The sequence below is a fragment of the Streptomyces sp. NPDC050988 genome, from assembly GCF_044456225.1.
Classification (GTDB): Bacteria; Actinomycetota; Actinomycetes; order Streptomycetales; family Streptomycetaceae; genus Streptomyces.
Genome location: NZ_JBITFQ010000007.1, coordinates 1 through 22,397, shown reverse-complemented (window position 1 = coordinate 22,397; position 22,397 = coordinate 1). Strand labels below are relative to the sequence as shown.

The following is a 22,397-nucleotide window of genomic DNA, read 5'->3' as shown; positions in this document are numbered from 1 at the left end:
AAACACCGAGGCATCACGCTGACGCATCGCCCGAACTCGCCCGTCTGACGAGCTGACAGCACCGCCGTGCGGGCCGGCGTAATGGCTCTGTAGCGTGGGCACATCAACCAACGCGACGGAGGCTGTCACATGACCCGCCCGATCACCGTGGGAGTAGACGGTTCCGCCGAATCCCTGGCCGCAGTGCACTGGGCGGCCAGGGAGGCGGTACGCCGTTCACTGGCGCTGCGTGTGGTGCACGCCTGGGAGAAGTCCGACGGCGAGGACCGGACCGGGGACGTGCGGGACGCGCTGGCCGAGACCGCACGCGAGGTCACCGACCGGCACGCGGACCTGCCGGTGACCACCGACCTTCTCGAAGGCGACCGGGTCGAGGCGCTGGTCGCCGCGGCGGCTGACGCCGAGACGCTGGTGCTCGGCACCCGCGGGCACGGGGCGATCGTCGGATTCCTGCTCGGCTCCGTCGGACAGCAGGTGGTCGCCGAGTCCGCGCGGCCCGTCGTCCTCGTACGCGCCGGGGATCTCGCCGAGTCCGAGGCGGCCGGGCGCGAGATCGTCGTCGGGCAGCAGGGCGGCCCGGACGACAGCGCGGCGGCACTGGAGTTCGCGTTCGAGACGGCCGCGGCACGCGGCGCCGGCGTGCGTGTCGTACGGGCCTGGAGCCTGCCCACCGTCTTCACCTTCAGCCCCGCCTCGCTGAAGCTCGCCGACGAGGCCGGGGGACTGGAGCAGTACGAGAACAAGGCGCTCGCGGAGGCGCTGCGGCCCTGGGAGGAGCGGTTCCCCCAGGTGCGAGTGACACAGCACGTCGAGATGGGCAGTGCGGGCGAGGTACTGCTCACGGCGGCGGCGCCGGCCCAGCTGCTGGTGGTGGGCCGGCGCGCGCACCGCTCCGCCGTCGGCGCACGGGTGGGTTCGGTGGCCCATGCGGCCATGCACCACGCGCCCTGCCCGGTGGCGGTCGTCCCGTCGGCCTGACCGTTCGTCTCAGACCGAGGCTGCGGGATCGTCCGTCGGCGGCGGCAGCGCGTCCCGCATCGGGGGCAGGATGTTCTTGACGTAGTCCTCGACCGCTGTGTCCAGGCCGATGTCGTGCTGGGCCCGCTCGGACAGATACCAGCGGTGTTCGAGGAGCCCGTGGTACAGCTCGGCCGGATCCATCGAGCCGCGCAGCTCGTGCGGTACGGCACGCACGGTCGGGCGGAAGACGTCCCGCACCCAGCGGTGGGCCAGCACCTCCGGGCGGGCGGCGAGCGGATCGCCGGGCGCGTAGTCGTCCTGGGTGGCCATCCAGGCCTCCAGGTCGTTCAGCAGCCGCCGCGCCTGGTTCTCCTCGGCGTCGAGCCCGGTCAGCCGCAGCAACTGGCGCTGGTGGTGGCCCGCGTCGACGACCTTCGGCACGAACGTGACCGTGTCACCGTTCGAGGAGTGCGCGATCTGCATCTCGGCGATGTCGAAACCGAGGTCGTTGAGGCGGCGGATGCGGCGGTCGATGTAGTGGTGCTTGCCCGCCGGGTACACGGACGTGCGGGTCAGCTCCTCCCACAGCCGGTGGTAGCGCGCGCAGATCTCCATACCGAACTCGATCGGGTCCACCGACGGGTGGAGGGCGCCGGACGCCTCCAGGTCCAGCAGCTCCCCGCTGATGTTCACGCGCGCGAGGTCCAGGTCGTACTCGCGCTGCCCCGGGCTGAGTTGCGGATGCAGCTCCCCGGTCTCGGCGTCGACGAGATACGCGGCGTACGCGCCCGCGTCCCGCCGGAACAGTGTGTTGGACAGCGAGCAGTCGCCCCAGGCGAACCCGGCGAGATGGAGCCGGACGAGCAGCACGGCCAGCGCGTCCATGAGCCGGTGCATGGTGGCGGGTCGCATCGTCGTCTCGAACATCGACCGGTAGGGCATCGAGCCGCCCAGATGGCGGGTGATCAGTACGGATTCCAGCGGCTCGCCGCCCTCGTCGGTGCGGCCGGTGACCACGGCGAGCGGGTCCACCGACGGGATGTTCAGCCGGTCGAGACTGCGCAGCAGCTCGTACTCCCGCAGGGCGGGCCGTTCGGCGAGTTCCTTGACCGCCACGACCTCCGTGCCGGCGCGCGCGTAGCGCACCACGTGCCGCGAGATGCCCCGAGGCAGTGGCACCAGGTAGTGCTCCGGCCACTCCTCCAGGGGCAGCTGCCACGGCAGGTCGAGCAGGAGCGCGGGATGCTCCGGGTTGGTGGCGCTGATCTGCAATGCCATCGCTCGCTTGCCCTGCCCTCACGGTCGGCCGTCATGTCGCAGGAGCATCTCCGCACCTGGACGTCCCTTTCGTCAACACGGTGGCCCGTTTCGTTCCTTAGCGGGAGATGTGCCCGCTCTTCGGGCCGGGCCGGCGGCTGAACAGGGCCCCGCGCGCGTTGAAGCGGCGAAGATCTGCAGCTCACCGCCTACGGCGGTGAGCTGCAGATCGCCAAAGGTGATGGACCCCGTGGCCCTACTACGCCGAAGGCAGGACCGACGAGAAGCTGTAGCGGGCCAGCTTCCAACGGCCTTCGCACTTCTGCAGCACGAACAACTCCTGGTTGCTACTCGGGATCTGCGCGCCATTGGCCAGGACAACTACGGAGCCATTGGAGGTGCTTCGCAGAAACGCCCATTCGGGAGACACGACGTGTACTTCGGCGACCTCGAAGGCGAGATCAAGGTCAATCGCCTGAAAGATACCCGTGTACGCCGCGCTCACGGCATCGGTGCCGATCGCGGCCGGAGCGTTCGGGGCCATCAACACGGCATCGGCGGTATACAGCCGCACCACGCCTGCGACATCACTGGCATTCAGCGCTCGCTCATAGCTCCTCAGTACCGCCACGATCTCGGCATGCTGCCGCGCATTGGACGATCGGGGCTGCTGTCGTGTCCGAGCCTCCGCGGGGGCGGAGACGAAGGCGCCGAGGGCGGTGGCGCCGAGGGCGGCGGCGCTGTTGCGCAGCAGGGTACGACGGTTGGACATGAACTGGTTCCTTCCAGGAGTGGTTACTGCCAGAAACGCCTGTCGAGTTCTGGCACGACAAAGGAGTGGTCAGGTCATCAGCCGAGGATCTGGACGTAGGTCCTGTCCGCCCGCAACTCGGTGAGCCCGCGAGGGCCGTTGAGGCCACCCAGGCCGCTTTGTCCGGAGTCGCCGCATCGGCAGTTCGTGCGGACACCGCACGGCGTGAAGCTCATTCCCACCCGGTCGCCGGGTGCGAGGTCGCCGACTCGTGGGTGCCGACGGCCTCGACGATGCCCACCCCCTCGTGTCCCAGGACGGCGGGGAGTTGGAAGGGGGCGCGCATCATTGCTCACCCTTCCGCGCCGTACGCGGTCAGCCGCACCCCGCGCGGCAGGTACGCGATCGGATAGAAGTCCGGGACCGTCCACTGGTTCGACAGCATCCCGGCGAAGCAGACGGTGCCGTGGACGCGCGTCGCGGACAGCGTGTCGGGCAGGGTCGGCGTACCGACGAGTTCCAGCGCGGCGTCGACCCCGCCCGGGACGATCCGGCGGACCTGCCCGGCCACGGCACCGTCGCCCAGGATCGGGTGACCGACCCCGTGCGCGGCGAGAATGTCGAGCCGGTCGCGCTGGCGGGTGGTGGCCGGCACCGTCGCGCCGAGGTCCTTGGCCAGGGCCCCGGTGGCGAACCCGAGGGCCGAGGTGCCGCCGCGGATGAGCAGGGTCTGCCCGGGCTGAAGGTCGAGCCCGGTGGTCAGTGATCCGTGGGCGGTCTGCAGGGTTTCCGGTACGGCGCCGAGCACCGACCAGGGCAGGTCCGACCGGAACGGCACGACCTGGCCCCGTGGCACGACCGTGTACTCGGCATATCCGCCGTTGTAGGCGCGGCCCATCCCGCCCATCATCGCGGCGACCTGCCGGCCGGGGCGCAGGTCGCTGCCGGGTGCGGCGTCGACGACACCGACGGCCTCGATGCCGGGCACGATCGGCAGCCGTACGCCCTCAGCCATGCCGAGACGCAGGTGCAGCTCGGAGCGGTTGAGCCCGAACACCCTGACCGCGATGCGGACCCACCCCGGGCGGGGATGCGGGAGGGGCAGGTCACGCAGTTGGAGGTTGTCGACCGGGCCGGGCTCGGTGAGCACGACCGCGCGCATCGTCGTCATGAAGGTGGCTCGCGATGGTGTGAGGTCAGCCGATGGCCGCGACGGGGTGGACGAGGTGCTTGGTCTCCTGGAATTCCTCCAGCCCGCGTACGCCGTTGAGCCGGCCCATGCCGGACTGCCTGAAGCCGCCTTCCTCGAACTGGTCGTGGACCACGGCCCAGGTGTTGGTCCAGACCGTGCCTGCCTTGATCTCGCGGCCGACGCGGAGCGGGCGGTCGACGTCGCGGGTCCAGATCGAGGCGGCCAGGCCGTACTCGGTCGCGTTGGCCCGCTGCACGGCCTGCGCCTCGGTGTCGAAGACCTCGAAGGTGGCGACCGGGCCGAACACCTCCTGCTGCACGATCGGCGCGGTGACATCCTCGACCTCGACCAGGGACGGATGGATGAACACCCCGTCCCGCGCGCCCCGGAGAAGGACGTCGGCGTAGCCGGCCGCATCGGCCACGAGCCCCTCGACGCGCTCGGCACTGCGCTCGTCGATCATGGCGCCCATCTCGCTCGCCGGGTCGTCGCCCGGCCCGACCTTCACGGCGGTGAGCGAGTTGACCATCCGGCGGCGGAGTTCGTCGGCTATGCCTCGCTGCGCCAGGATGCGGCTGCCGGTCATGCAGAACTGGCCGGCAAAGGTGGTGACGGCCTTGGTGAGCACCGGCACGACGACATCCAGGTCGGCGTCGTCGAACACCAGCATCGGGCTCTTGCCACCGAGTTCCAGCGACAGCGGCTTGAGCGTCGGCGCCGCCTGCTCCATGATCTTCCGGCCGACCGCGGTCGACCCGGTGTAGCTGACCACGTCCACGTCCGGCGAGGAGACCAGCAGGGGCGCACCGTCGTTGCCGGACTCGGTGAAGATGTTCAGCACACCGGCCGGCAGGCTGGTCGTCGCGGCGACAAGTTCGCTGAGCAGGCCGTTGACCAGGCCGGTCTGGCCCGGCAGCTTGACCACGACAGTGCAGCCGGCGGCCAGGGCCGGGGCGAACGACCGCACCGCCAGTACGACCGGCGAGTTCCACGGCGCGATGACGCCGGCGACCCCGGCCGCTTCGCGCAAGGTCATCGAGTACAGGCCCGGCTTCACCTCGGCGCTGCTCCCGTGGTCGGCCAGAGCCAGCGCGGCGTAGTAGCGCAACTTCGGGATCGTCAGGCTGATCTCGAACCCGGCCTCACCGAGGATCTTGCCGTTCTCGCGGGCCAGCAGACCGATGAATTCCTCCTGGCGCTGCTCGAGCAGGTCGGCCATCTCGAACAGGGCCTTGGCCCGCAGATCGCGGTTACGGGACCAGCCCGTGGTGTCGAAGGTGTGGCGGGCAGCGACGATCGCCGCCCTCGCCTCCTCGGCGCCACCGTCGGCGAACGTGCCCAGTATTTCGCCGGTGGCCGGACTACGGGACTCGGTGCGTCTGCCGGAATCGATCCACTCGCCGGCAATGTAGTGGCGGGCGTGCGGGAGCTCGGCGTCGTTGATCATCGATGTATCTCCTTTGACGGACGCGATCAGAGGGTGCCGGACGGCAGTGCCGTACAACGGACTGGCCTGGGTTCCACCACAGGTGGGCTCAGAAGACGATGACGGGCTTGATGACCTTGCCGCTCGCGGAATCCGCGAAGGCGGTGTTGATGTCGTCGAAGGCGTAGGTCTGGACGAGTTCGTCGAACGGGAAACGGCCCTGCTGCCACAGATCGACGAGCCGGGGGATGAACACCTGAGGCACGGCGCTGCCCTGAATCACGGTCTTGAAGGTCCATCCCTTGACCAAGGACTCACCGATCTCGAAGCCCACGTCTGTACCGGCAGGCGAAGCGCCGACAAGGGCCAGGGTGCCCCGGATCGCCAGGCTGGTCGCGGCCTGGCGCAGCACCGCGGGGACTGCGGTGGTGTCCAGGGCGTACTGGACACCGTCGCCACGAGTGATCTTCGCGATCGCTTCCACGACGTCGGTGGTCGCCGGGTTGACGGTGTGGGTGGCGCCGATCCGCTCGGCCACCTCGAGCCGGGATTCGTGCAGGTCGACACCGATCACGGTGGTGCAGCCCGCCACGCGCGCCGCCATGACGGCGGCGGCGCCGACCGCGCCGACACCGAAGACCACGAGCGAGCTGCCGGCCTCGGGGTGCAGTTCGTTCAGGACGGTGCCGGCGCCGGTCTGCATGCCGCAACCGAGCGGCGCCAGCGTCTGCAGCGGGACGTCCGGGCTGACTTTGACGACGGCGGTCTCGACGACGTTCGCGTGCGTGGCGAACGACGACTGGCCGAAGAAGTGGGACGAGACCGGCCCGTCCGCGGAGCTCAGTGAGGTCGAGCCGTCGCGGCGCCGACCGCCGAAGTCCTGCGCCATCAGGTCCTCGCAGTACGCCATGAGCCCGGCGCGACACGTGCGGCAGCGCCCGCAGTAGGCGGCCGACAGCACGACATGGTCGCCGGGCGCCACGGAGGTGACGCCGCCACCGACGGCCTCCACGACGCCGGCGCCCTCGTGGCCCAGCACGGCAGGAAGCGGCGTGGGCATGAAGCCGTTGCGCACATTGGCGTCCGTGTGGCAGACGCCGGTTGCCACCATACGTACCCGCACCTCGTCCGGGCAGAGATCGTCGAGCTGGAGCTGCTGGATGGCGAGCGGCCGACCGGTGCTCGGAGCGACGGCGGCCGTGATGGTTGTCGACATGATGTCTCCCTCTCCGTGAAGACCCCGTCGCCGGAACCTGATCGTCCGGCCTGGAGGCAAACCGGGCAACGCTAGAGCCAAGGCGAAAGCTGTGGCACCGGAATGCCGCTGCGGATGCGCAGCGCCGGGGACCGTTCTCCCCGGGTGAGCCATCGGGCGAGATCTGCCGCGGTGCCCAGCAGCTGTTGCTCACCGCCCCCGCCGGGCCGCGCCGGACGATCGGTGGCCTGGACGTCGAGGTCGAGGGATCGCGTGGCGCGCCGGCGCTCGAGCGCGTCGTCGATCAGCGCATCGAGGAAGGCCTCCGGAAAGTCCGTGAAGTCGCCGCCCGACGGGAGGTCGCGGGCGTGGATCCAGACTTCGCGGCTGCGCAGCCAGGGAATCGTGCTCGCCGGTACGGTGCGGCCTTGCGCCGTGACGACGGGAAACTGCCATCGGCCGCCGGAGATGCGGCTGAGCGCGCCGGTCAGCAGGTCCTGCTCTGTCACGACGAAGTCGCGCAACTGCCCGGCGGGCCACCGGGCGCCGACGTCGATCTCCTCCGCGCGGGCGGACGTGGTCGCGTACATCGGCGTCTGCTCACCGGTCGCCGCCCAGTGCGCCAGCCTGGCCAGGGCCCGGGCGTTGTGGCCGACGTGGGACAGCAGGTGCCGGCCGCTCCAGCCGGGCAGCCTGCTCGGCCCGTCGAGCTCCCGGTCGCTGATGTTCTTGAGGCACGACAGGAAATACTCGTGCCCCTCGGCCATCCACTGCGAAGAGGTCGAGGTCACGGGGTCGGCTCCCGACGTACCGGTGTTGTCAGCTCGCCGATGCCCTGCACGCGCGTCACGAGGGTCTGGCCGTCCTGCAGATAGCGCGGAGGCTTGCGGGCGTGACCCACTCCCCCGGTCGTGCCGGTCGCGATCAGGTCGCCGGGCTGCAGGGTCACGATGGTCGACACGTAACCGACCAGGTCCGGGGCGTCGAACACCAGGTCGCCGATGGTGGATTTCTGCACGACCTCGTCGTCGACGGTGCAGCTGATCTCGGCGTCGGACGGCAACTCGTCCGGGGTGACCATGCACGGGCCGAGCGGGGTCGTGGCCTCCCAGGTCTTGCCCTGCAGCCACTCGCGGGTGCGGAATTGCCAGTCGCGCAGGGTCACGTCGTTCAGCACGGTGTACCCCGCGATCGCTGCCTCGGCCTCCGCCCGGTCACCGCGCCGGATGCTGCGTCCGATGACCACCACGAGCTCGGCCTCCCAGTCCACCGCGTCGGACTCGGGCGGCAGCGTCAGCGTGTCGTTCGGACCGATCAGCGCTTCTGGGAACTTCGCGAACAGGGTGGGGACCTCCGGCAGGTCGCGTCCCATCTCGGTGATGTGGCTGCGGTAGTTCAGCCCGACGCAGACGATCTTTCCGGGACGTGTGACGACGGGGGCGAGCCGGGACGGCTCCACGGTGAACAGTGGTCCGTCCTTCGCGGCTGCAGCGGCGCGCCAGTCCGGCCGGCCGAGCAGCTCGCCGACGTCGCCGGGACCGATGTCGACGTAGCCGCCGTCCTCGACGCGTGCCGTGCGGAACCCGTTGTCGACGCGTACGGTCGCGAGCTTCATGCGGTTACTCCATCCTGGTGGGAGCGGTGCAGGCCGAGCCGCTCGAAGATCGGTGCGTCGGTGAAGCGGAAGAGGTCCATGCCGGTCCCGGTCTCGAAGGACAACGGCTGCCACGAGGGGACGACGAACAGGTCTCCGCGCTCGACGGTCCAGCTCGACTCGCCGACGGTCACCCGGCCGTTGCCATCGAAGACCTGGAAGACCGAGGAGCCGACCTCCCTGCGCCCGGCGGTCCCGGTGTCCGGGGCGAGCCGGTGGAATTCCGTACGCAGCGTCGGCAGGACATCGTCGCCGGTGGTGGGGTTCGTGTAGCGGACCGCGGCATGGCCGGCCTCGGCGGTCACGCGGTAACCGTCCGCCTCCAGCGCCAGTTGCTCGGTCAGGGCCCGATCGGTGTACTCCCAGCGATAGGCCAGCAGCGGGGTCGCCGGGCTCGGCCGCAGGTGCGTCAGCGGGCGCAGTCCGGGATGCCCCCACAGCCTCTCCGAGCGGGACCGCTCCGGCGTCTCACGGGTTTCCACCTCGTCCGTGCCGAACTCGAAGAAGGTGGCCTCGGTGTAGTGCTGGAACGGGATGTCGAGACCGTCGATCCAGGCCATGGCGTGGTGGCTCCGGTTGTGGTGGCCGTGCCAGTTCCAGCCGGCCTGCGGGAGGAAGTCGCCGCGCCGCATGGCAACCGGATCGCCGTTGACGACCGTCCACACCCCTTCGCCCTCGACCACGAAGCGGAACGCGTTCTGACTGTGCCGATGGACCGGGGCATCCTCGCCGGGGTTGAGGTACTGGATCGCCGCCCACAATGTCGAGGTGGCGAAGGGCCGGCCGCCGAGGCCCGGGTTGGCGAGGGCGATCGCGCGTCGTTCACCGCCGCGGCCGACCGGGACCAGCTCCCCGGCCTGCTCGGCCGCCGGGAGCAGGTCTTTCCAACGCCATCGATGGGGCACCGCGCTGGCTTCCGGGAACGGCGGCATCAGGTCGCCGATCTGCGTCCAGAGCGGGATCAGCAGTTGCTGCTCGAAGGTGCGGTAGAGGGCCTCCAGCGCCGGGGTCCGCTCGGGCTGGCCGGCGGCGTCTGCGGCCTGGTCGGGTGGTACGGACGTGCCTTGCGTCATGGGAACCTCCCCGTCGTGAGCCGGACCCTCTGCCGCTTGAGCCCAAGCGCGGGGAGAGCTGCCGCAAGTCTTACAAAGTTCTTTCCAGCAGGATAAATTTTTCTGCTATGAGGAATGAGCCGCCCTACCCGATCACCTCGGTCGACCACGCCCTGCATCTCGCGATCGTGTTGCAGCAGGAGGGTCCGCTGCGGGTCAGCGACGCCGCGGAACGGCTGGGGGTCTCCCCATCGACGGCGCACCGGCTGCTCGCCATGCTGGTCTACCGGGGCTTCGCCGAGCAGCGGCCCGACCGGCGCTACCAGTCCGGCGACGTGCTACGTCCGGCGATCGCCACCGAGGCGCCCGTGGCACTGCTGCGCCGAGTCGCCCGGCCGCACATGCAGGCGCTCGTCGACCGGGTGCAGGAGTCGGTCAACCTCATGGTGCTGGCGGGGACCGAGACTCGGTTCATCGCGTCCGCAGAGTGCGTGCGGACGTTGCGGGTGGGCAGCCGGGAGGGCCGGACGTTGCCGTCGCACCTCACCTCGGGCGGCACCACACTGCTCGCCGCCCTGCCGCAGGACGAGGTCACCGCGTTGTACGAAGGACGGGCCGATGTCGACCTCACCCGGTTGCGCCGCGAACTCACCATGGCTCGCAAGCGCGGCTTCGCGATCAACGCCGAGCGGACGGAGACCGGTCTCACCGCGATCGCGGTGCCCGTAGGAGGCCCGGTGGATCCGCCTATCGCCGCGGTCGCGCTCGCGTTGCCGAGCGCGCGCTTTCAGCGCGATCAGATTCCGGAGTGGGTGAGCGCCCTGTCCGACACGGCGGCCGCGATCAATCGCGGCACGGTCGAGGCACGCACGGGCGGATAGCCCGCCTGCGGCTGGAAAGGCCGCAGGCGTAGGACGTCACATCTCAGCCTTTGAGTCTGCCCGCGATCGCGACGACGCACTGCGCGAGGTGATCGAGGGCGGCGTACTCGTATGCGTCGTGCGTCAGTCGGCTTCAGTGGGGTCGTAAACCGTGCCGAGGAAGAATCCGTAGGCCCAGTGCCAGAGGAATATGGCAAAGATCATTTTGGACCCGAAGCCCGTGGAGAACACCCCGGCCCCGCTGTGCGGGAAGTACACGTAGGGCACCATGAAGCCAATGCTGACGACGGCGAGAATGGTCCCGTAAAGCATGCCCTTCACGACGTTGCCGACGTTGCTGTTGCGGAAAGGCAGTCTGGGATGAACGAGTAGCGCATACAGCAATGCAAAGACGAGGCCGTCGAAGCTGTGTACGACGAATCCAGCCCAGTATTGAGCGACGCTGTCCGCCTGGGGAAAGATCACTGCTCCGTTGACAGCAGGCCAGTTGAGGTCGGGTAGTCCGATTCCGTGGAACCAGATGCCGAACATTGTTGCCATGTGCGTGGCGACGGCGCCCGCGAGCAGGGCGCCTCCCACGGGGTGGCGGGTGAGCCATTGGCGCCAGGTGCCCAGGGCGTTGACGCCCTGGTGGGGACGCCAGTCAGCGCGTACGGTGGCGGCGGCGAGTGCAGGGTCGACCATGGTTTTGTTCCTCCACTGAGGCGTCGGGCGGGGCTGCTGTCCGCCAAGAGTGCGACCATTCCACTCGGCAGGAAAGTTTTTTCTGCTTTGAAGAAAGTAAGCGGCGCAGCGCCTGTCAGAGGAGTGCTTCCCGGGCGACGGCGCTGGCGGGCGGGAGCATCCCCACGCGCGCGGGGATGCTCCCGTGTCGGTCCGGTGAGGGTGTTGTTGGCGCGTTGTTTCCCGCGCAGGGTTTCCCGCGCACGCGGGGATTTCCTGACCGCTCGCAGGCGCTCGCTGGAAAGTTCGCGTAATTCCCCCCTCTCGTCTCGTCGGTGTCATTTGACGGAGGGCTTGCCGGGCTTGCTGGCGGGGCAGGGCTTTCGGCATGGTCGCGTGATGTCCGGTTCGTGATCACGTGAGGCCGAATAGTGCGAGCGGGCGTTTCGGGTGGCGGGAATTGGTGCGGAGTGCGGCGGCGATGTTGTGGGTGCCGACGATGTGTAGGGCGCCGATGGCGAGGTTGCGCCAGGTCGCCATGGTGCGGGGCGCGCTGCCGGTTCGAAGCTGTGAGGCGTCTTCGGCGAGCTCTCGCCGCGGCATCGGCGGCCTGGGCTCAAGGCGTGGCTCGGGGACGTGATGTGCAGCACGCCGGGGTGACGGCCGTGACGCCTGTGAGTGCGGTTCTGGCTGGGCACGGCTTGATCAGCGATCAAGACGGGTGAAATCCCTGGCCAGCGACCATTCCGCTCATTTGACACCTCGTCGCGCGCACAGATAGACAGCAGCCCTCGGAGGTCGAGAGGTGAACTGTGTACGAGCCGAATGTGGTCGGGGACTGGCAGGAGTACGACGATGAGCACGCCGGCCTGCGCATTCGCGTCCACGGCTTGGAGAAGGCGGAACCGCCGCGCGGGCGTGACGACGCGGCCGAGGGCCTGATCTACTTCCGATTCCGGGTGACCGTCGAAAACCGGACGACCGAGCATTTCGGCATTCATCTCGAAGACGGCCAGCTCGACATCCGTATCGGAACCGACGGCGAGAGCGCGTTTCTGGACTGGCGCAACTCGCAGTTCATCGAGGGCTTCGACGTCTATCCACTGCGGCGGGCCACCGCGGTCCTGTTCGCCGCGGCTCCTGAAAGCGGCCTCTCCCACGTGGACATCCAGGTCCAGTTGAAGGTCGACGACGAGTGGACCGAGCGCTACCTCTGGTCAGGCGGCATCGGCTTGCACGAGCCGGCGATCGGCGTCGGTGCCCGCCCGGAATCCGCCGCGGACGGTCTCGCCGCCCAGGTGATCAGCTTCCTGGAGAGGGAAGCGGGCCAGGGTCCGGCTTCCTGACGCCTGGAAAGGCAGAGCGCTTCTGGTCAGAGCCGCTCCGGTCGAGAATCAGCGGCCTCGCCCCGAGTCCAGGGCCTCGGAGGCCGCCGCCGCGACGGCCTCGGACACGGCGGCGAGCGCGGGGAAGTCGAGCTTCCACTGCTGCCAGTACAGGGGAACGTAGATCTTCGAGTCCGGCGCGAGATTGACGAGCCGTCCCGCGTCGAGCAGCGGCGCCGCCTGCACCTCGGGAGCCATGCCCCACCCCATTCCGGCCGCGACGGCGTCGACGAACCCCTCCGAGGTCGGCACGAGATGCCGCAGTGAACTCGCCGCGCCGCGACCGCGTTTGAGCCCCCGGACGAACGCGTCCTGGAGATCGTCACGTCGGTCGAAGGCCACCACGGGCGCGTCGCCGATCACATCCCGCAACGGCGTGTTCGGCCACCCGCCGAGGCGCCGCGGGGCGAAATCGGGGCCGGCCACCGGGACGTACCGCATACGCCCGAGACTCCGCACGGAACAACCCGTGACCGCCTCCGGCGACGAGGTCACCGCCGCCATCACCAGCCCCTCGCGCAGCAGCGCGGCCGTGTGGTCCTGGTCCTCGCGGCGCAACTCGTAGCAGAGGCCGAGTTCCTCCGGTACGCGGGCGAGCGCGGGCAGGAACCAGGTCGCCAGCGAGTCGGAGTTCACCGCGATCGACAGCCGCGTCGGCTCGTCGGCGCCCGACATGCCGAGCTCGGTCCTGGCCTCGTCCTCAAGCCGGGCCAGTTGGCGCGCGAACCGCACGACGACCTCGCCGGACTCGGTCGGCCGGACCGGCTTCGTGCGCATCAACAGGACGCGCCCCGTGCGCTGTTCGAGCGCCTTGACCCGCTGGCTCACCGCCGACGGCGTCACATGCAGCACCGTGGCCGCCGCGTCGAACGTGCCCTCGTCGACGACGGCCAGCAGGGTACGCACCTGGTCGAGGGGAAGCTCTGTCATCACGAGTGCTAATGATACGTAAGAATCTTTAGCTGTACTCTTGACGACCGCCTTCCTAGCGTGTCCCTGTGACCAGCACTCTGACCGCCGCTGCCGCCGGGTTCGGCACCGGCCTCTCCCTCATCGTCGCCATCGGCGCACAGAACGCCTTCGTCCTGCGGCAGGGCATCCGCAGGGACGCCGTGCTCGCGGTGGTGGGCATCTGCGCCCTGTCCGACGCGGCACTCATCGCGCTCGGCGTCGGCGGTGTCGGCGCGGTGGTGGTGGCCTGGCCGGAAGCGCTGACCGCGGTCGCGCTGATCGGCGGCGCCTTCCTCATCGCCTACGGCTATCTCGCCGTACGCAGGGTGTTCCGGCCCTCGGCGCTGATCGTGGAGACGGGGACGGCCGGCTCGCGACGGCGGGCCGTACTCACCTGTCTGGCGATGACCTGGCTCAACCCGCACGTCTACCTGGACACCGTGTTCCTGCTCGGCTCCATCGCGGCCGACCGCGGCCCGCTGCGCTGGACCTTCGGCCTCGGCGCAGTCCTCGCCAGCCTGGTCTGGTTCGCCGCGCTGGGCTTCGGCGCCCGGCTGCTCAGCCGCTTCCTGGCCCGGCCGTCGGCGTGGCGCGTACTGGACGCTCTGGTCGCCGCGATGATGATCGCGCTCGGTGCCACGCTGATCGCCGGGGCGTGAACGACCCCGGGGCCGGAGGCTGTTGGCGGTCCTGGCCGTCGCGGTCGCGGGCGTGGCGGTCGTGGTGGCTGTGGTGGCTGTGGTGGTCGTGGCGGTCTCCTCGGTGGACGACGGCGACGGCCAGGAGGCCGAGTGCCAGTCCCACCACCGTCTGCGTCCCGAAGGGTTCGCCGAACATCAGCGCACCCCACACGGCCGTGACGGGGGCCATCAGGAACATCAGGGTGTTGACCTTGGTCACCCCCGACCGCCGGAGGATCAGCCAGTACAGCCCGTACCCGCCGAAGGTGGAGAGCACCACGAGCCACACCACCGCGGTCCAGAAGGAGCCGCTCGCGGGTGGTGTCACCGCCCCCGTGGCCGCGGCAAGTGCCGTGAACACGACGGCACTTGTGACGGCGTGGACCGTCATCGACACCATCGGGCGGACGTCCGTACGGGACCGGCGGTCCAGGAAGGTCGCCGCCACCAGGGAGAGCATGCCGAGGAACGGCACGAGATACGCCCACCACGCGACGCCCGTCCCGGCGCCCGCGTCGGCCACGGTGACGACGGCGACACCGGTCACGCCCAGCCCCAGTCCGAGCCACTGCCTGCGCGACACCGGCAGGCCCAGCAGCGGCCCGGCCAGTGCTCCGGCCACCAGGGGCTGCGTGCCGTCGATCAGAGCCGTAGTGCCGCTGGAGACGCCCAGCTCTATCGCGTAGTAGACCGTCAGGAGATAGCCGCTCTGCGACAGCGCCCCCACGGCGGCCTGCCGGACGAGAACGCGGGGTGTGAGCCCACGCCACGAAGCCCGCGTCGCGGTCAGCGCGACGACGCCCAGGACGAGGGCCAGCGGCAGGAAGCGCCACATGAGGAGCGTGACGGCCGGGGCGCTGCCCGACCCGAGCTTGGCCCCGATGAAACCGGAGCTCCAGGCTCCGACGAACGCGATCGACAACAGGATGTTCACGACACCGCACACCTCCAAGGCCGGACGACCGACCGAAGTAGACCGATCTGTATACCTGGCATCGAGTATACAGATCGGTCTACTATGGAGAAATGAGCACCTCGAAGACGCAGAGCGCGCAGAGCCCGTCGAGTACGTCGAGTACGTCGACCACCTCGAACGGGCCGCGCCGAGTGCCGCTGACCCCCGGCGCCCGGCGGGCTCTGGAGGCGGCCGGGCGGCTGTTCTACGACCGCGGTATCCATGCCGTCGGCGTCGACCTCATCGCGGCCGAGGCCGGCGTCACGAAGAAGACGCTCTACGACCGGTTCGGCTCGAAGGAGCAGATCGTCGTCGAGTACCTCGCCGATCGCGACGAGCGCTGGCGGGCCTTCCTCGCACCCCGAGTCGACGCGGCCCGGACCCCGCACGACGGCGTCCTCGCCGTCTTCGAGGCCTCGCGCGCGTGGATGGACGCGTCCAGTCCGCGGGGTTGCAGCATGGTCAACGCCCACGCGGAGATCGACGACACGTCCCATCCGGCGTACGCGATCATCACCGGCCAGAAGCAGTGGATGCTCACCCTGTTCACCGACCTCGTACGCCCTCTCGCGCCCGCCTCGGCCGACTCCCTGGGCCGCACTCTGATGCTGCTCCACGAGGGCGCCCTCGTCGCCCACGGTCTCCGCATCTTTCCCGGCGCACTCGACCACGCCCGTGAGCAGGCGGCAGCGCTTCTGGTGACGGTCGAGGACGCGAGTACGACGGACTGACGCGACCGGCTGACACGCCTGGCTGTCCGCCTGCCGTCCGGTGTCGTCCCGTCCACGGATCGGTCCGCCGGGCGAAGGTGGCCCCGCATCGGCGATAGTGATCCTCGAATCGAAAGATGTATCGAGCAATCAGGTCGAAGCAATCAGGTCGAGGAACCAGGACGGGCGTGGACACGAGCAAGAGTGGTCCGGAAAACAGCGCGGAATCGGAGACCGGGGCGCGGGAGCCGGCCGACCCGGCGGAACCGGAGAGGCGCGGCGGCTGGCGCCTCTGGGCCATGGACACCCGGCCGCTGCGCCGACCCGCCTACCGCCGCCTCTGGTCCTCGACCATCGTCACGGCCGTGGGCAGCCAGCTCACCGCCGTCGCCGTACCCAAGCAGATCTACGACATCACCGGATCCTCGGCCTGGGTCGGCTACGCGAGCTTCGCGGGGCTCCTGCCCCTCGTCGTCTTCGCGCTGTGGGGCGGTGCGATCGCCGACAGCGTGGACCGGCGCAAGCTCCTCCTCGTCACGAACATCGGGATAGCCGTCACCTCCCTGCTCTTCTGGATACAGGCCGTCACCGGACTCGAGTCGGTCGGCGTCCTGATGGTGCTGCTCGCCGTCCAACAGGCGTTCTTCGGCCTCAACTCCCCGGCCCGCCAGGCGTCCATCGCCCGACTGGTCCCCAAGGACGAACTGGCCGCGGCGAACGCCCTCGGCTCGACCGTCATGCAGACCGGCCTCGTCGCCGGACCGTTGCTGGCCGGAGCCCTCATCCCCGTCGTGGGCCTCGCCGAGCTGTACCTGATCGACGCCCTGGCCCTGTGCGCCACGGTATGGGCGGTCTACCGGCTTCCCGCCCTGCCGCCCCTGGGCGCCACCACGGCGGCCGCCGGGCGGGCAGGGTTGCGGGGGATCGCGGAGGGCTTCCGCTACATCTCCCTCAACCAGGTGCTCCTGCTGTCCTTCCTCGCCGACATCATCGCCATGGTCTTCGGTATGCCGCGTGCCCTGTTCCCGCAGCTCGCCGCCCAGACGTACGCCCCGTACGGCGAGGGGCTCGCGCTGGGGCTTCTGTTCGCGGCGATTCCGATCGGTGCGGTGCTCGGTGGGCTGATGTCCGGGACGTTCTCGCGTGCGCGGCGGCACGGGCTCATGGTCATTGCCGCGGTGGTCGCCTGGGGTGTGGCCATCACGGGTTTTGGCCTGAGTTCCAATCTGTGGGTGGGTGTGGCGTTCCTCGCCGCCGCCGGGGTTGCCGACATGGTCTCCATGGTCTTCCGCGGGGCGATCCTTCTGTCGGCCGTGACCGACGAGCTGCGGGGCCGTATGCAGGGTGTCTTCACGGTCGTCGTCGCGGGGGGTCCGCGCCTTGCCGACGTCCTCCACGGGACGGCCGGCTCCGCCCTGGGTGCCCGTACGGCTGTCGCCGGTGGCGGGCTGTTGGTGGTCGTCATGATGCTGGTTCTGGCGGCGATGATGCCGGCGTTGCGGCGGTATCGGGGGAGTGTGTAGGCCTTTTTCGCCCCCGCCGCCCCTACCCATTCCCGTCCCTGACTCAGGGGCTTCGCCCCCGAACCCCCAAAAGATTGCGCAGTTCCCCGCGCCCCTAGGGTTTTTAGGGGCGCGGGGAACTGCGCGACAAGCCCCCACCGGCCCGCACCCGACAACAAACCCCCACGGGGTCTGGGGCGGAGCCCCAGGGGACGGGAATGGGTAGGGGCGGCGGGGGCGAGAAAAAGCTAAGCCGGGCGCAGCCACACCGTAGCCAGCGGAGGCAGTGTGAGTCGGATACTCGCCGGCCACCCCTGCTCCCCCTGGGCCTCAGCCTTGACGGGGCCGAGCCCCGTCACACCGCTGCCCCCGAAGCACACGGCATCGGTGTTCAGGACCTCCCCCCAGGCGGGCACGTCATCCGGAACCCCGAGCCGGTACTCGTGCCGGACAACCGGCGAGAAGTTGGACACGGCGAGCAACGGCGAGCCGTCCGCGTCGAACCGCAGGAACGCGAAGACGTTGTCCTCCGCCGCACCCCCCGCCACCCAGGCGAACCCGGAGGGATCGCAGTCCCGCTCCCAGAGCGCCCGCGTCACCCCGTACTGACGATTGAGCTCCCGGACGAGGTCCCGCACACCCTGGTGATCGGCGGCGGCCGTGTACGACGGGTCGAGGAGCCACCAGTCGGGCCCGTGCGCCTCGGACCACTCCGCACCCTGCGCGAACTCCTGCCCCATGAAGAGGAGTTGCTTGCCGGGGTGCGCCCACATGAAGCCGAGATACGCCCGGTGTGTGGCCCGCTGCTGCCACCAGTCGCCCGGCATCTTCGACACCAACGACTGCTTGCCGTGGACGACTTCGTCGTGGGAGATCGGCAGGACGTAGTTCTCGCTGTACGCGTACACCATCGAGAACGTCATCTCGTTGTGGTGGTACTTGCGATGGACGGGCTCGTGGGCGATGTACTCGAGCGAGTCGTGCATCCAGCCCATGTTCCACTTCAGACCGAACCCCAGACCACCACTGTCGGTGGGGCGGGTCACCCCCTCCCAGGCGGTCGACTCCTCGGCGATGGTCATGACACCCGGCACCCGCCGGTACACCGTCGCGTTCATCTCCTGGAGGAACGCGACCGCGGCGAGATCCTCGCGCCCGCCGTGGATGTTGGGCGTCCACTGCCCGGGCTCGCGGGAGTAGTCGAGGTAGAGCATGGACGCCACCGCGTCGACCCGCAGGCCGTCGATGTGGAACTCCTCGCACCAGTACACCGCGTTGGCGACCAGGAAGTTCCGCACCTCGGTGCGCCCGTAGTCGAACTCGTAGGTCCCCCAGTCGGGATGCTCGGCGCGGCGCGAGTCGCCCGGCTCGTACAGCGGCTCCCCGTCGAAGCGGGCCAGCGCCCAGTCGTCCTTCGGGAAGTGGGCGGGCACCCAGTCCATGATCACGCCGATCCCGGCCCGGTGCAGCGCGTCGACCAGGTACTTGAAGTCGTCCGGCGTGCCGAGCCGAGCCGTGGGCGCGTAGAAACCCGTGACCTGATAGCCCCATGAACCGCCGAAGGGGTGCTCCGCCACCGGCATCAGCTGAACATGGGTGAAGCCCAGGTCCTTGACGTACGCCGGGAGTTCCTCCGCCAGTTGACGATACGTCAGTCCAGGTCGCCAGGACGGCAGATGGATCTCGTAGACGGAGAACGGCGCCTCGTGCACGGCGATGTCCCCGCGGTGCGCCAGCCAGTCCTGGTCGCCCCACTCGTAGTGGGACGCCGTCACGATCGACGCCGTCGCGGGCGGCACCTCGGCCCGGCGTGCCATCGGGTCGGCCTTGAGGAACCGGTGGCCGTGCCGCGAGGTGATCTCGAACTTGTACCGCGCGCCCTCGCCGATGCCCGGCAGGAACAATTCCCACACCCCGGACGAGCCCAGGGACCGCATCGGGAACGCGGTCCCGTCCCAGTGGCTGAAGTCCCCGGCCACCCGGACGCCCCGCGCGTTCGGTGCCCAGACGGTGAAGCGGGTGCCGGCCACGCCCTGGTGGGCCATCGGCTCGGCACCGAGCGCCTTCCACAGCTGTTCGTGCCGCCCTTCGCCGAACAGATGCAGATCGAACTCACCGAGCGAGGGCAGGAACCGGTAGGGATCCTGCACCGCCAGCTCGCCACCGCCCTCGTATCTGACCAGCAAGGTGTACTCGGGAAGCGAATCGAGCGACAGCACACCCGAGAAGAGCCCGTCACCCTCGCTGTCCAGCTCGATGCGCCGCCCGTCCGCCAACGACACGGCCACGGCCGTCGCGAACGGCCGCAACGCGCGGAAGACGACCCCGTCCTGCACGGGATGGGCCCCCAGCAGCGCATGAGGATCGTGGTGGGCGCCCGACAGCAGACGCTCCCGGTCCGTCAGGTCCATGGGGAACGCCGGCGGCCGCACTGCGGGCCGGACGTCCTCGGTCACCGGAAGAGTCACGGCTGCGGTGATGTTGCGGGCCACGGGTTCAGCCTCCTTGAGCGCTGTGGAAGGACGGGACCGGCTTCTGCGAACCAGGGCCGGAGGATGCGGGGGCGAACTCCGCGAGGCGGGCGATCGCCGCCATCGGTACGGGCAGCCAGTCGGGCCGGTGCCGGGCCTCGTACAGCACCTCGTACACGGCCCGGTCCGTCTCGTACGCGCGCAGCAACTCCGGCTCGGCGCGCGGGTCCCAGCGTGCCTGGGCGGCATACCCCGCGCAGTACGCGTCCCGGCAGCGCCGTGCCCACTCCGGACGCCACGGGCGACGGCTGCGGGCGGCGTAGTCGAAGGAGCGGAGCATGCCCGCGACATCGCGTACGGGAGGCTGGGGGTGCCGTCGCTCGGCGATCGGGCGGGCCGGTTCGCCCTCGAAGTCGATGACGAACCACCGTTTCCCGGCCCGCAACACCTGACCGAGATGGAGATCGCCGTGGATCCGCTGCACCGGACGGCCCGAGTCGAGGGCGGCCAGCGCGTCGAAGGCACCCCGCAGTCCGTCCACGTACGGCAGGAGGTCCGGCACCGACCGGCTCGTGGCGTCCAGCCGCTCGTTCATCGAGGCGGCGAGCCGTCTGCTCCGGCGTCCGACCGGGGCGCCGAGGGCGAACGCGCCGGCCAGCGCCAGGTGCACCTCGGCCGTCGCCCGCCCCAGTTCGAACGCCTCGTCGGTGAAGTCCCTTCCCGCGGACAGTGATTCAAGGGCCAGGGTCCACCCGTCGGCGGCATCGCGCAGGAAGGGCTGCAGGACGCCGAGCGTCGCCGCCTGCGGCTGCGAGGTCCGGAACCATGCCACCGGTGCGGGTACGCGCGTGCAGCCCTGCCGGGCCAGCGCCCAGGGCACCTCGAGATCCGGGTTGATGCCGGGCTGGACGCGCCGGAAGATCTTCAGGATGTACGAATTCCCGTACACCAGCGAGGAGTTGGACTGCTCCGCGTCGAGGAGACGCGGAGTGAGACCGGCGGGGATCGCCACATGCGCCTCGCGCTCGAACCGCAGCGGGCCCACCGTCCCCGGAGTGCGCAGCCGCTCCAGGAGCAGGTCCGCCGACCGGGGCTCCTGAAGGGCGTCGTACACCATCATTCCGGCCAGCGGTCCCTCGCTCGCCCGGCCGATACGGGTGTGGGCCAGCCGCGGCGGCAGGACCTCCCGGACACCGAGAAGCAACTGGTAGCAGTCCCCGGGCAGATGGGCGGCGGTGTCGTGCCGCGTACTGACCAGGAGATGCAGGCATCCCGGATGCAGCTCGGTCGCCGACAGCAGCGCCAGCTCCGTGACCCGCCGGCCCTTGCCCGCGAACCAACGCTGCTCCGGCAACCACGTCCGCAGCAGTCCCGCGAGAGACGTCAGCAGAAGAGCCGGACTGTGACTGCTGGGGCGGGGTGATACGACCTTGCGCATGGCGACCCGTCCTTTCAGGCGCACACCATCAATCGCTGTTTGGTGTGGGGAGCTACCGCGCGGAGTCGGAACCAGTAGAAGCCGTGTCCGGCGAGGGTGAGGAGGTAGGGGAGTTCGCCGATGGCGGGGAAGCGGACGCCGCCGATGAGTTCGACGGGGTGGCGTCCGTTGAAGGCTTGCAGGTCGAGTTCGGTGGGCTGGGCGAAGCGGGAGAAGTTGTGGACGCACAGGACGAGGTCGTCGCCGTGTTCGCGGAGGAAGGCGATGACGGCGGGGTTGGAGGAGGGCAGTTCGGTGTAGGAGCCCAGGCCGAAGGCGGGGTTCTGCTTGCGGATCTCGATCATGCGCCGGGTCCAGTGCAGCAGCGACGACGGGGACGACATCGAGGCTTCGACGTTGGTGACCTGGTAGCCGTAGACCGGATCCATGATCGTCGGCAGGTACAGCCGTCCCGGGTCGCAGGAGGAGAAACCGGCGTTGCGGTCCGGGGTCCACTGCATGGGGGTGCGGACGGCGTCGCGGTCGCCGAGCCAGATGTTGTCGCCCATGCCGATCTCGTCGCCGTAGTACAGGATCGGGCTGCCGGGCAGGGACAGCAGCAGGGCGGTGAAGAGTTCGATCTGGTTGCGGTCGTTGTCCAGGAGGGTGGCCAGCCGCCGTCGGATGCCGATGTTGGCGCGCATGCGCGGGTCTTTGGCGTATTCCGCGTACATGTAGTCGCGTTCTTCGTCGGTGACCATTTCCAGGGTCAGCTCGTCGTGGTTGCGCAGGAAGATGCCCCACTGGCAGCCGGAGGGGATCGCCGGGGTTTTCGCGAGGATTTCCGAGACCGGGTAGCGGGATTCGCGGCGCACGGCCATGAAGATGCGGGGCATGACGGGGAAGTGGAACGCCATGTGGCATTCGTCGCCGCCGGCGCTGTAGTCGCCGAAGTAGTCGACGACGTCTTCGGGCCACTGGTTGGCCTCGGCGAGCAGGACGGTGTCGGGGTAGTGGGCGTCGATCTCGGCCCGCACCCGCTTGAGTACCTCGTGCGTGGCGGGCAGGTTTTCGCAGTCGGTGCCCTCTTCGGCGAAGAGGTAGGGGACGGCGTCGAGGCGGAAGCCGTCGATGCCCAGGTCGAGCCAGAACCGCAGCGCGGAGACGATCTCTTCCTGGACGGCGGGGTTTTCGAAGTTGAGGTCGGGTTGGTGGGAGAAGAAGCGGTGCCAGTAGTACTGCTTGCGGACGGGGTCGAAGGTCCAGTTGGAGGCTTCGGTGTCGACGAAGATGAT

At 69.6% G+C, this 22,397-nt stretch carries 20 protein-coding genes and 1 pseudogene; 6 read left to right on the top strand and 15 right to left on the bottom strand.

The features are described from left to right. Positions 1–129 precede the first annotated feature (129 nt). Entirely contained in the window at positions 130–978 is an 849-nt protein-coding gene (locus ACIBEI_RS17660; RefSeq protein WP_398889665.1) for a universal stress protein, read from the top strand. Between the two features lie 9 nt (positions 979–987). On the opposite strand, the gene ACIBEI_RS17655 is transcribed toward ACIBEI_RS17660, so the two are convergent. The 8 genes and pseudogenes from ACIBEI_RS17655 to ACIBEI_RS17620 all read right to left on the bottom strand — a co-directional run bounded on the left by ACIBEI_RS17655 (position 988) and on the right by ACIBEI_RS17620 (position 9,508). After that, positions 988–2,238, bottom strand: a complete 1,251-nt coding sequence (locus ACIBEI_RS17655; protein WP_398889663.1) for a DUF4032 domain-containing protein — start codon at positions 2,236–2,238, stop codon at positions 988–990. Between the two features lie 238 nt (positions 2,239–2,476). Then, on the bottom strand, positions 2,477–2,989 hold the full coding sequence (locus ACIBEI_RS17650) for a YybH family protein (protein WP_398889661.1): 513 nt from the start codon (positions 2,987–2,989) through the stop codon (positions 2,477–2,479). Between the two features lie 343 nt (positions 2,990–3,332). Next, a pseudogene (locus ACIBEI_RS17645) lies at positions 3,333–4,130 on the bottom strand (alcohol dehydrogenase catalytic domain-containing protein); the annotation flags it as partial. 34 nt (positions 4,131–4,164) lie between these two features. Next, positions 4,165–5,607, bottom strand: coding sequence for an aldehyde dehydrogenase family protein (locus ACIBEI_RS17640; RefSeq protein WP_398889659.1), 1,443 nt, complete (start codon positions 5,605–5,607; stop codon positions 4,165–4,167). 88 nt (positions 5,608–5,695) lie between these two features. Beyond that, positions 5,696–6,802: an NAD(P)-dependent alcohol dehydrogenase gene (locus ACIBEI_RS17635; RefSeq protein ID WP_398889657.1), complete on the bottom strand. Its 1,107-nt coding sequence runs from the start codon at positions 6,800–6,802 to the stop codon at positions 5,696–5,698. Between the two features lie 71 nt (positions 6,803–6,873). Continuing rightward, positions 6,874–7,572 (bottom strand): maleylpyruvate isomerase family mycothiol-dependent enzyme, encoded by a 699-nt coding sequence (locus ACIBEI_RS17630; RefSeq protein WP_398889655.1) that lies wholly within the window; start codon positions 7,570–7,572, stop codon positions 6,874–6,876. Further along, positions 7,569–8,396, bottom strand: coding sequence for a fumarylacetoacetate hydrolase family protein (locus ACIBEI_RS17625; RefSeq protein WP_398889653.1), 828 nt, complete (start codon positions 8,394–8,396; stop codon positions 7,569–7,571). Before ACIBEI_RS17625 ends, ACIBEI_RS17630 begins: the two co-directional genes overlap by 4 nt. Then, on the bottom strand, positions 8,393–9,508 hold the full coding sequence (locus tag ACIBEI_RS17620; RefSeq protein WP_398889651.1) for a cupin domain-containing protein: 1,116 nt from the start codon (positions 9,506–9,508) through the stop codon (positions 8,393–8,395). The genes ACIBEI_RS17625 and ACIBEI_RS17620 overlap by 4 nt, the downstream gene beginning before the upstream one ends. Positions 9,509–9,615: 107 nt before the next feature. Between ACIBEI_RS17620 and ACIBEI_RS17615 the strand changes: the two genes are divergently transcribed. Continuing rightward, entirely contained in the window at positions 9,616–10,368 is a 753-nt protein-coding gene (locus ACIBEI_RS17615) for an IclR family transcriptional regulator (RefSeq protein ID WP_398889649.1), read from the top strand. A gap of 123 nt (positions 10,369–10,491) precedes the next feature. Here the strand turns inward: ACIBEI_RS17615 and ACIBEI_RS17610 are convergent, their stop codons facing one another. Together ACIBEI_RS17610 and ACIBEI_RS17605 are read right to left on the bottom strand one after the other, a co-directional pair. Then, on the bottom strand, positions 10,492–11,052 hold the full coding sequence (locus ACIBEI_RS17610; RefSeq protein WP_398889647.1) for a hypothetical protein: 561 nt from the start codon (positions 11,050–11,052) through the stop codon (positions 10,492–10,494). Positions 11,053–11,445: 393 nt separating this feature from the next. Next, positions 11,446–11,634, bottom strand: a complete 189-nt coding sequence (locus tag ACIBEI_RS17605; RefSeq protein ID WP_398889645.1) for a hypothetical protein — start codon at positions 11,632–11,634, stop codon at positions 11,446–11,448. Positions 11,635–11,843: 209 nt separating this feature from the next. Between ACIBEI_RS17605 and ACIBEI_RS17600 the strand changes: the two genes are divergently transcribed. Continuing rightward, entirely contained in the window at positions 11,844–12,377 is a 534-nt protein-coding gene (locus tag ACIBEI_RS17600) for a hypothetical protein (RefSeq protein WP_398889643.1), read from the top strand. A gap of 48 nt (positions 12,378–12,425) precedes the next feature. On the opposite strand, the gene ACIBEI_RS17595 is transcribed toward ACIBEI_RS17600, so the two are convergent. Then, a complete protein-coding gene (locus tag ACIBEI_RS17595; RefSeq protein WP_398889641.1) occupies positions 12,426–13,346 on the bottom strand; it encodes a LysR family transcriptional regulator ArgP in 921 nt (306 codons plus the stop codon). 68 nt (positions 13,347–13,414) lie between these two features. On the opposite strand from ACIBEI_RS17595, the gene ACIBEI_RS17590 reads away from it, so the two are divergent. Continuing rightward, entirely contained in the window at positions 13,415–14,026 is a 612-nt protein-coding gene (locus tag ACIBEI_RS17590; RefSeq protein ID WP_398889639.1) for a LysE/ArgO family amino acid transporter, read from the top strand. On the opposite strand, the gene ACIBEI_RS17585 is transcribed toward ACIBEI_RS17590, so the two are convergent. Continuing rightward, a complete protein-coding gene (locus ACIBEI_RS17585; protein WP_398889637.1) occupies positions 13,926–14,981 on the bottom strand; it encodes a DMT family transporter in 1,056 nt (351 codons plus the stop codon). The two genes, ACIBEI_RS17590 and ACIBEI_RS17585, sit on opposite strands and share 101 nt — an antisense overlap. A 92-nt stretch (positions 14,982–15,073) precedes the next feature. Here ACIBEI_RS17585 and ACIBEI_RS17580 point away from each other — a divergent pair, with 92 nt between their 5' ends. Continuing rightward, positions 15,074–15,733, top strand: coding sequence for a TetR/AcrR family transcriptional regulator (locus ACIBEI_RS17580; RefSeq protein ID WP_398889635.1), 660 nt, complete (start codon positions 15,074–15,076; stop codon positions 15,731–15,733). 116 nt (positions 15,734–15,849) lie between these two features. Beyond that, entirely contained in the window at positions 15,850–17,235 is a 1,386-nt protein-coding gene (locus ACIBEI_RS17575) for an MFS transporter (RefSeq protein WP_398889633.1), read from the top strand. 227 nt (positions 17,236–17,462) lie between these two features. On the opposite strand, the gene glgB is transcribed toward ACIBEI_RS17575, so the two are convergent. From glgB to treS, 3 genes are all read right to left on the bottom strand, one after another. After that, complete coding sequence (gene glgB, locus ACIBEI_RS17570) at positions 17,463–19,625, bottom strand: 1,4-alpha-glucan branching enzyme (RefSeq protein ID WP_398890256.1); 2,163 nt, start codon at positions 19,623–19,625, stop codon at positions 17,463–17,465. Positions 19,626–19,710: 85 nt separating this feature from the next. Then, positions 19,711–21,123, bottom strand: coding sequence for a maltokinase (locus ACIBEI_RS17565; RefSeq protein ID WP_398889631.1), 1,413 nt, complete (start codon positions 21,121–21,123; stop codon positions 19,711–19,713). A 14-nt stretch (positions 21,124–21,137) separates the two neighbouring features. Then, positions 21,138–22,397, bottom strand: a 1,260-nt coding sequence (treS, locus tag ACIBEI_RS17560; protein WP_398889629.1) for a maltose alpha-D-glucosyltransferase, incomplete at its 5' end; no start/stop codon positions are given.

Bases quoted from the DNA above. Each gene is read 5' to 3' on its own strand.
- ACIBEI_RS17595 (WP_398889641.1), bottom strand. From the start codon at position 13,346: ATGACAGAGCTTCCCCTCGACCAGGTGCGTACCCTGCTGGCCGTCGTC.
- ACIBEI_RS17635 (WP_398889657.1), bottom strand. From the start codon at position 6,802: ATGTCGACAACCATCACGGCCGCCGTCGCTCCGAGCACCGGTCGGCCG.
- ACIBEI_RS17620 (WP_398889651.1), bottom strand. From the start codon at position 9,508: ATGACGCAAGGCACGTCCGTACCACCCGACCAGGCCGCAGACGCCGCC.
- ACIBEI_RS17655 (WP_398889663.1), bottom strand. From the start codon at position 2,238: ATGGCATTGCAGATCAGCGCCACCAACCCGGAGCATCCCGCGCTCCTG.
- ACIBEI_RS17660 (WP_398889665.1), top strand. From the start codon at position 130: ATGACCCGCCCGATCACCGTGGGAGTAGACGGTTCCGCCGAATCCCTG.
- ACIBEI_RS17575 (WP_398889633.1), top strand. From the start codon at position 15,850: ATGTATCGAGCAATCAGGTCGAAGCAATCAGGTCGAGGAACCAGGACG.
- ACIBEI_RS17615 (WP_398889649.1), top strand. From the start codon at position 9,616: ATGAGGAATGAGCCGCCCTACCCGATCACCTCGGTCGACCACGCCCTG.
- ACIBEI_RS17640 (WP_398889659.1), bottom strand. From the start codon at position 5,607: ATGATCAACGACGCCGAGCTCCCGCACGCCCGCCACTACATTGCCGGC.
- ACIBEI_RS17605 (WP_398889645.1), bottom strand. From the start codon at position 11,634: ATGCCGCGGCGAGAGCTCGCCGAAGACGCCTCACAGCTTCGAACCGGC.
- ACIBEI_RS17580 (WP_398889635.1), top strand. From the start codon at position 15,074: ATGAGCACCTCGAAGACGCAGAGCGCGCAGAGCCCGTCGAGTACGTCG.
- ACIBEI_RS17650 (WP_398889661.1), bottom strand. From the start codon at position 2,989: ATGTCCAACCGTCGTACCCTGCTGCGCAACAGCGCCGCCGCCCTCGGC.
- glgB (WP_398890256.1), bottom strand. From the start codon at position 19,625: ATGGACCTGACGGACCGGGAGCGTCTGCTGTCGGGCGCCCACCACGAT.
- ACIBEI_RS17610 (WP_398889647.1), bottom strand. From the start codon at position 11,052: ATGGTCGACCCTGCACTCGCCGCCGCCACCGTACGCGCTGACTGGCGT.
- ACIBEI_RS17625 (WP_398889653.1), bottom strand. From the start codon at position 8,396: ATGAAGCTCGCGACCGTACGCGTCGACAACGGGTTCCGCACGGCACGC.
- ACIBEI_RS17565 (WP_398889631.1), bottom strand. From the start codon at position 21,123: ATGCGCAAGGTCGTATCACCCCGCCCCAGCAGTCACAGTCCGGCTCTT.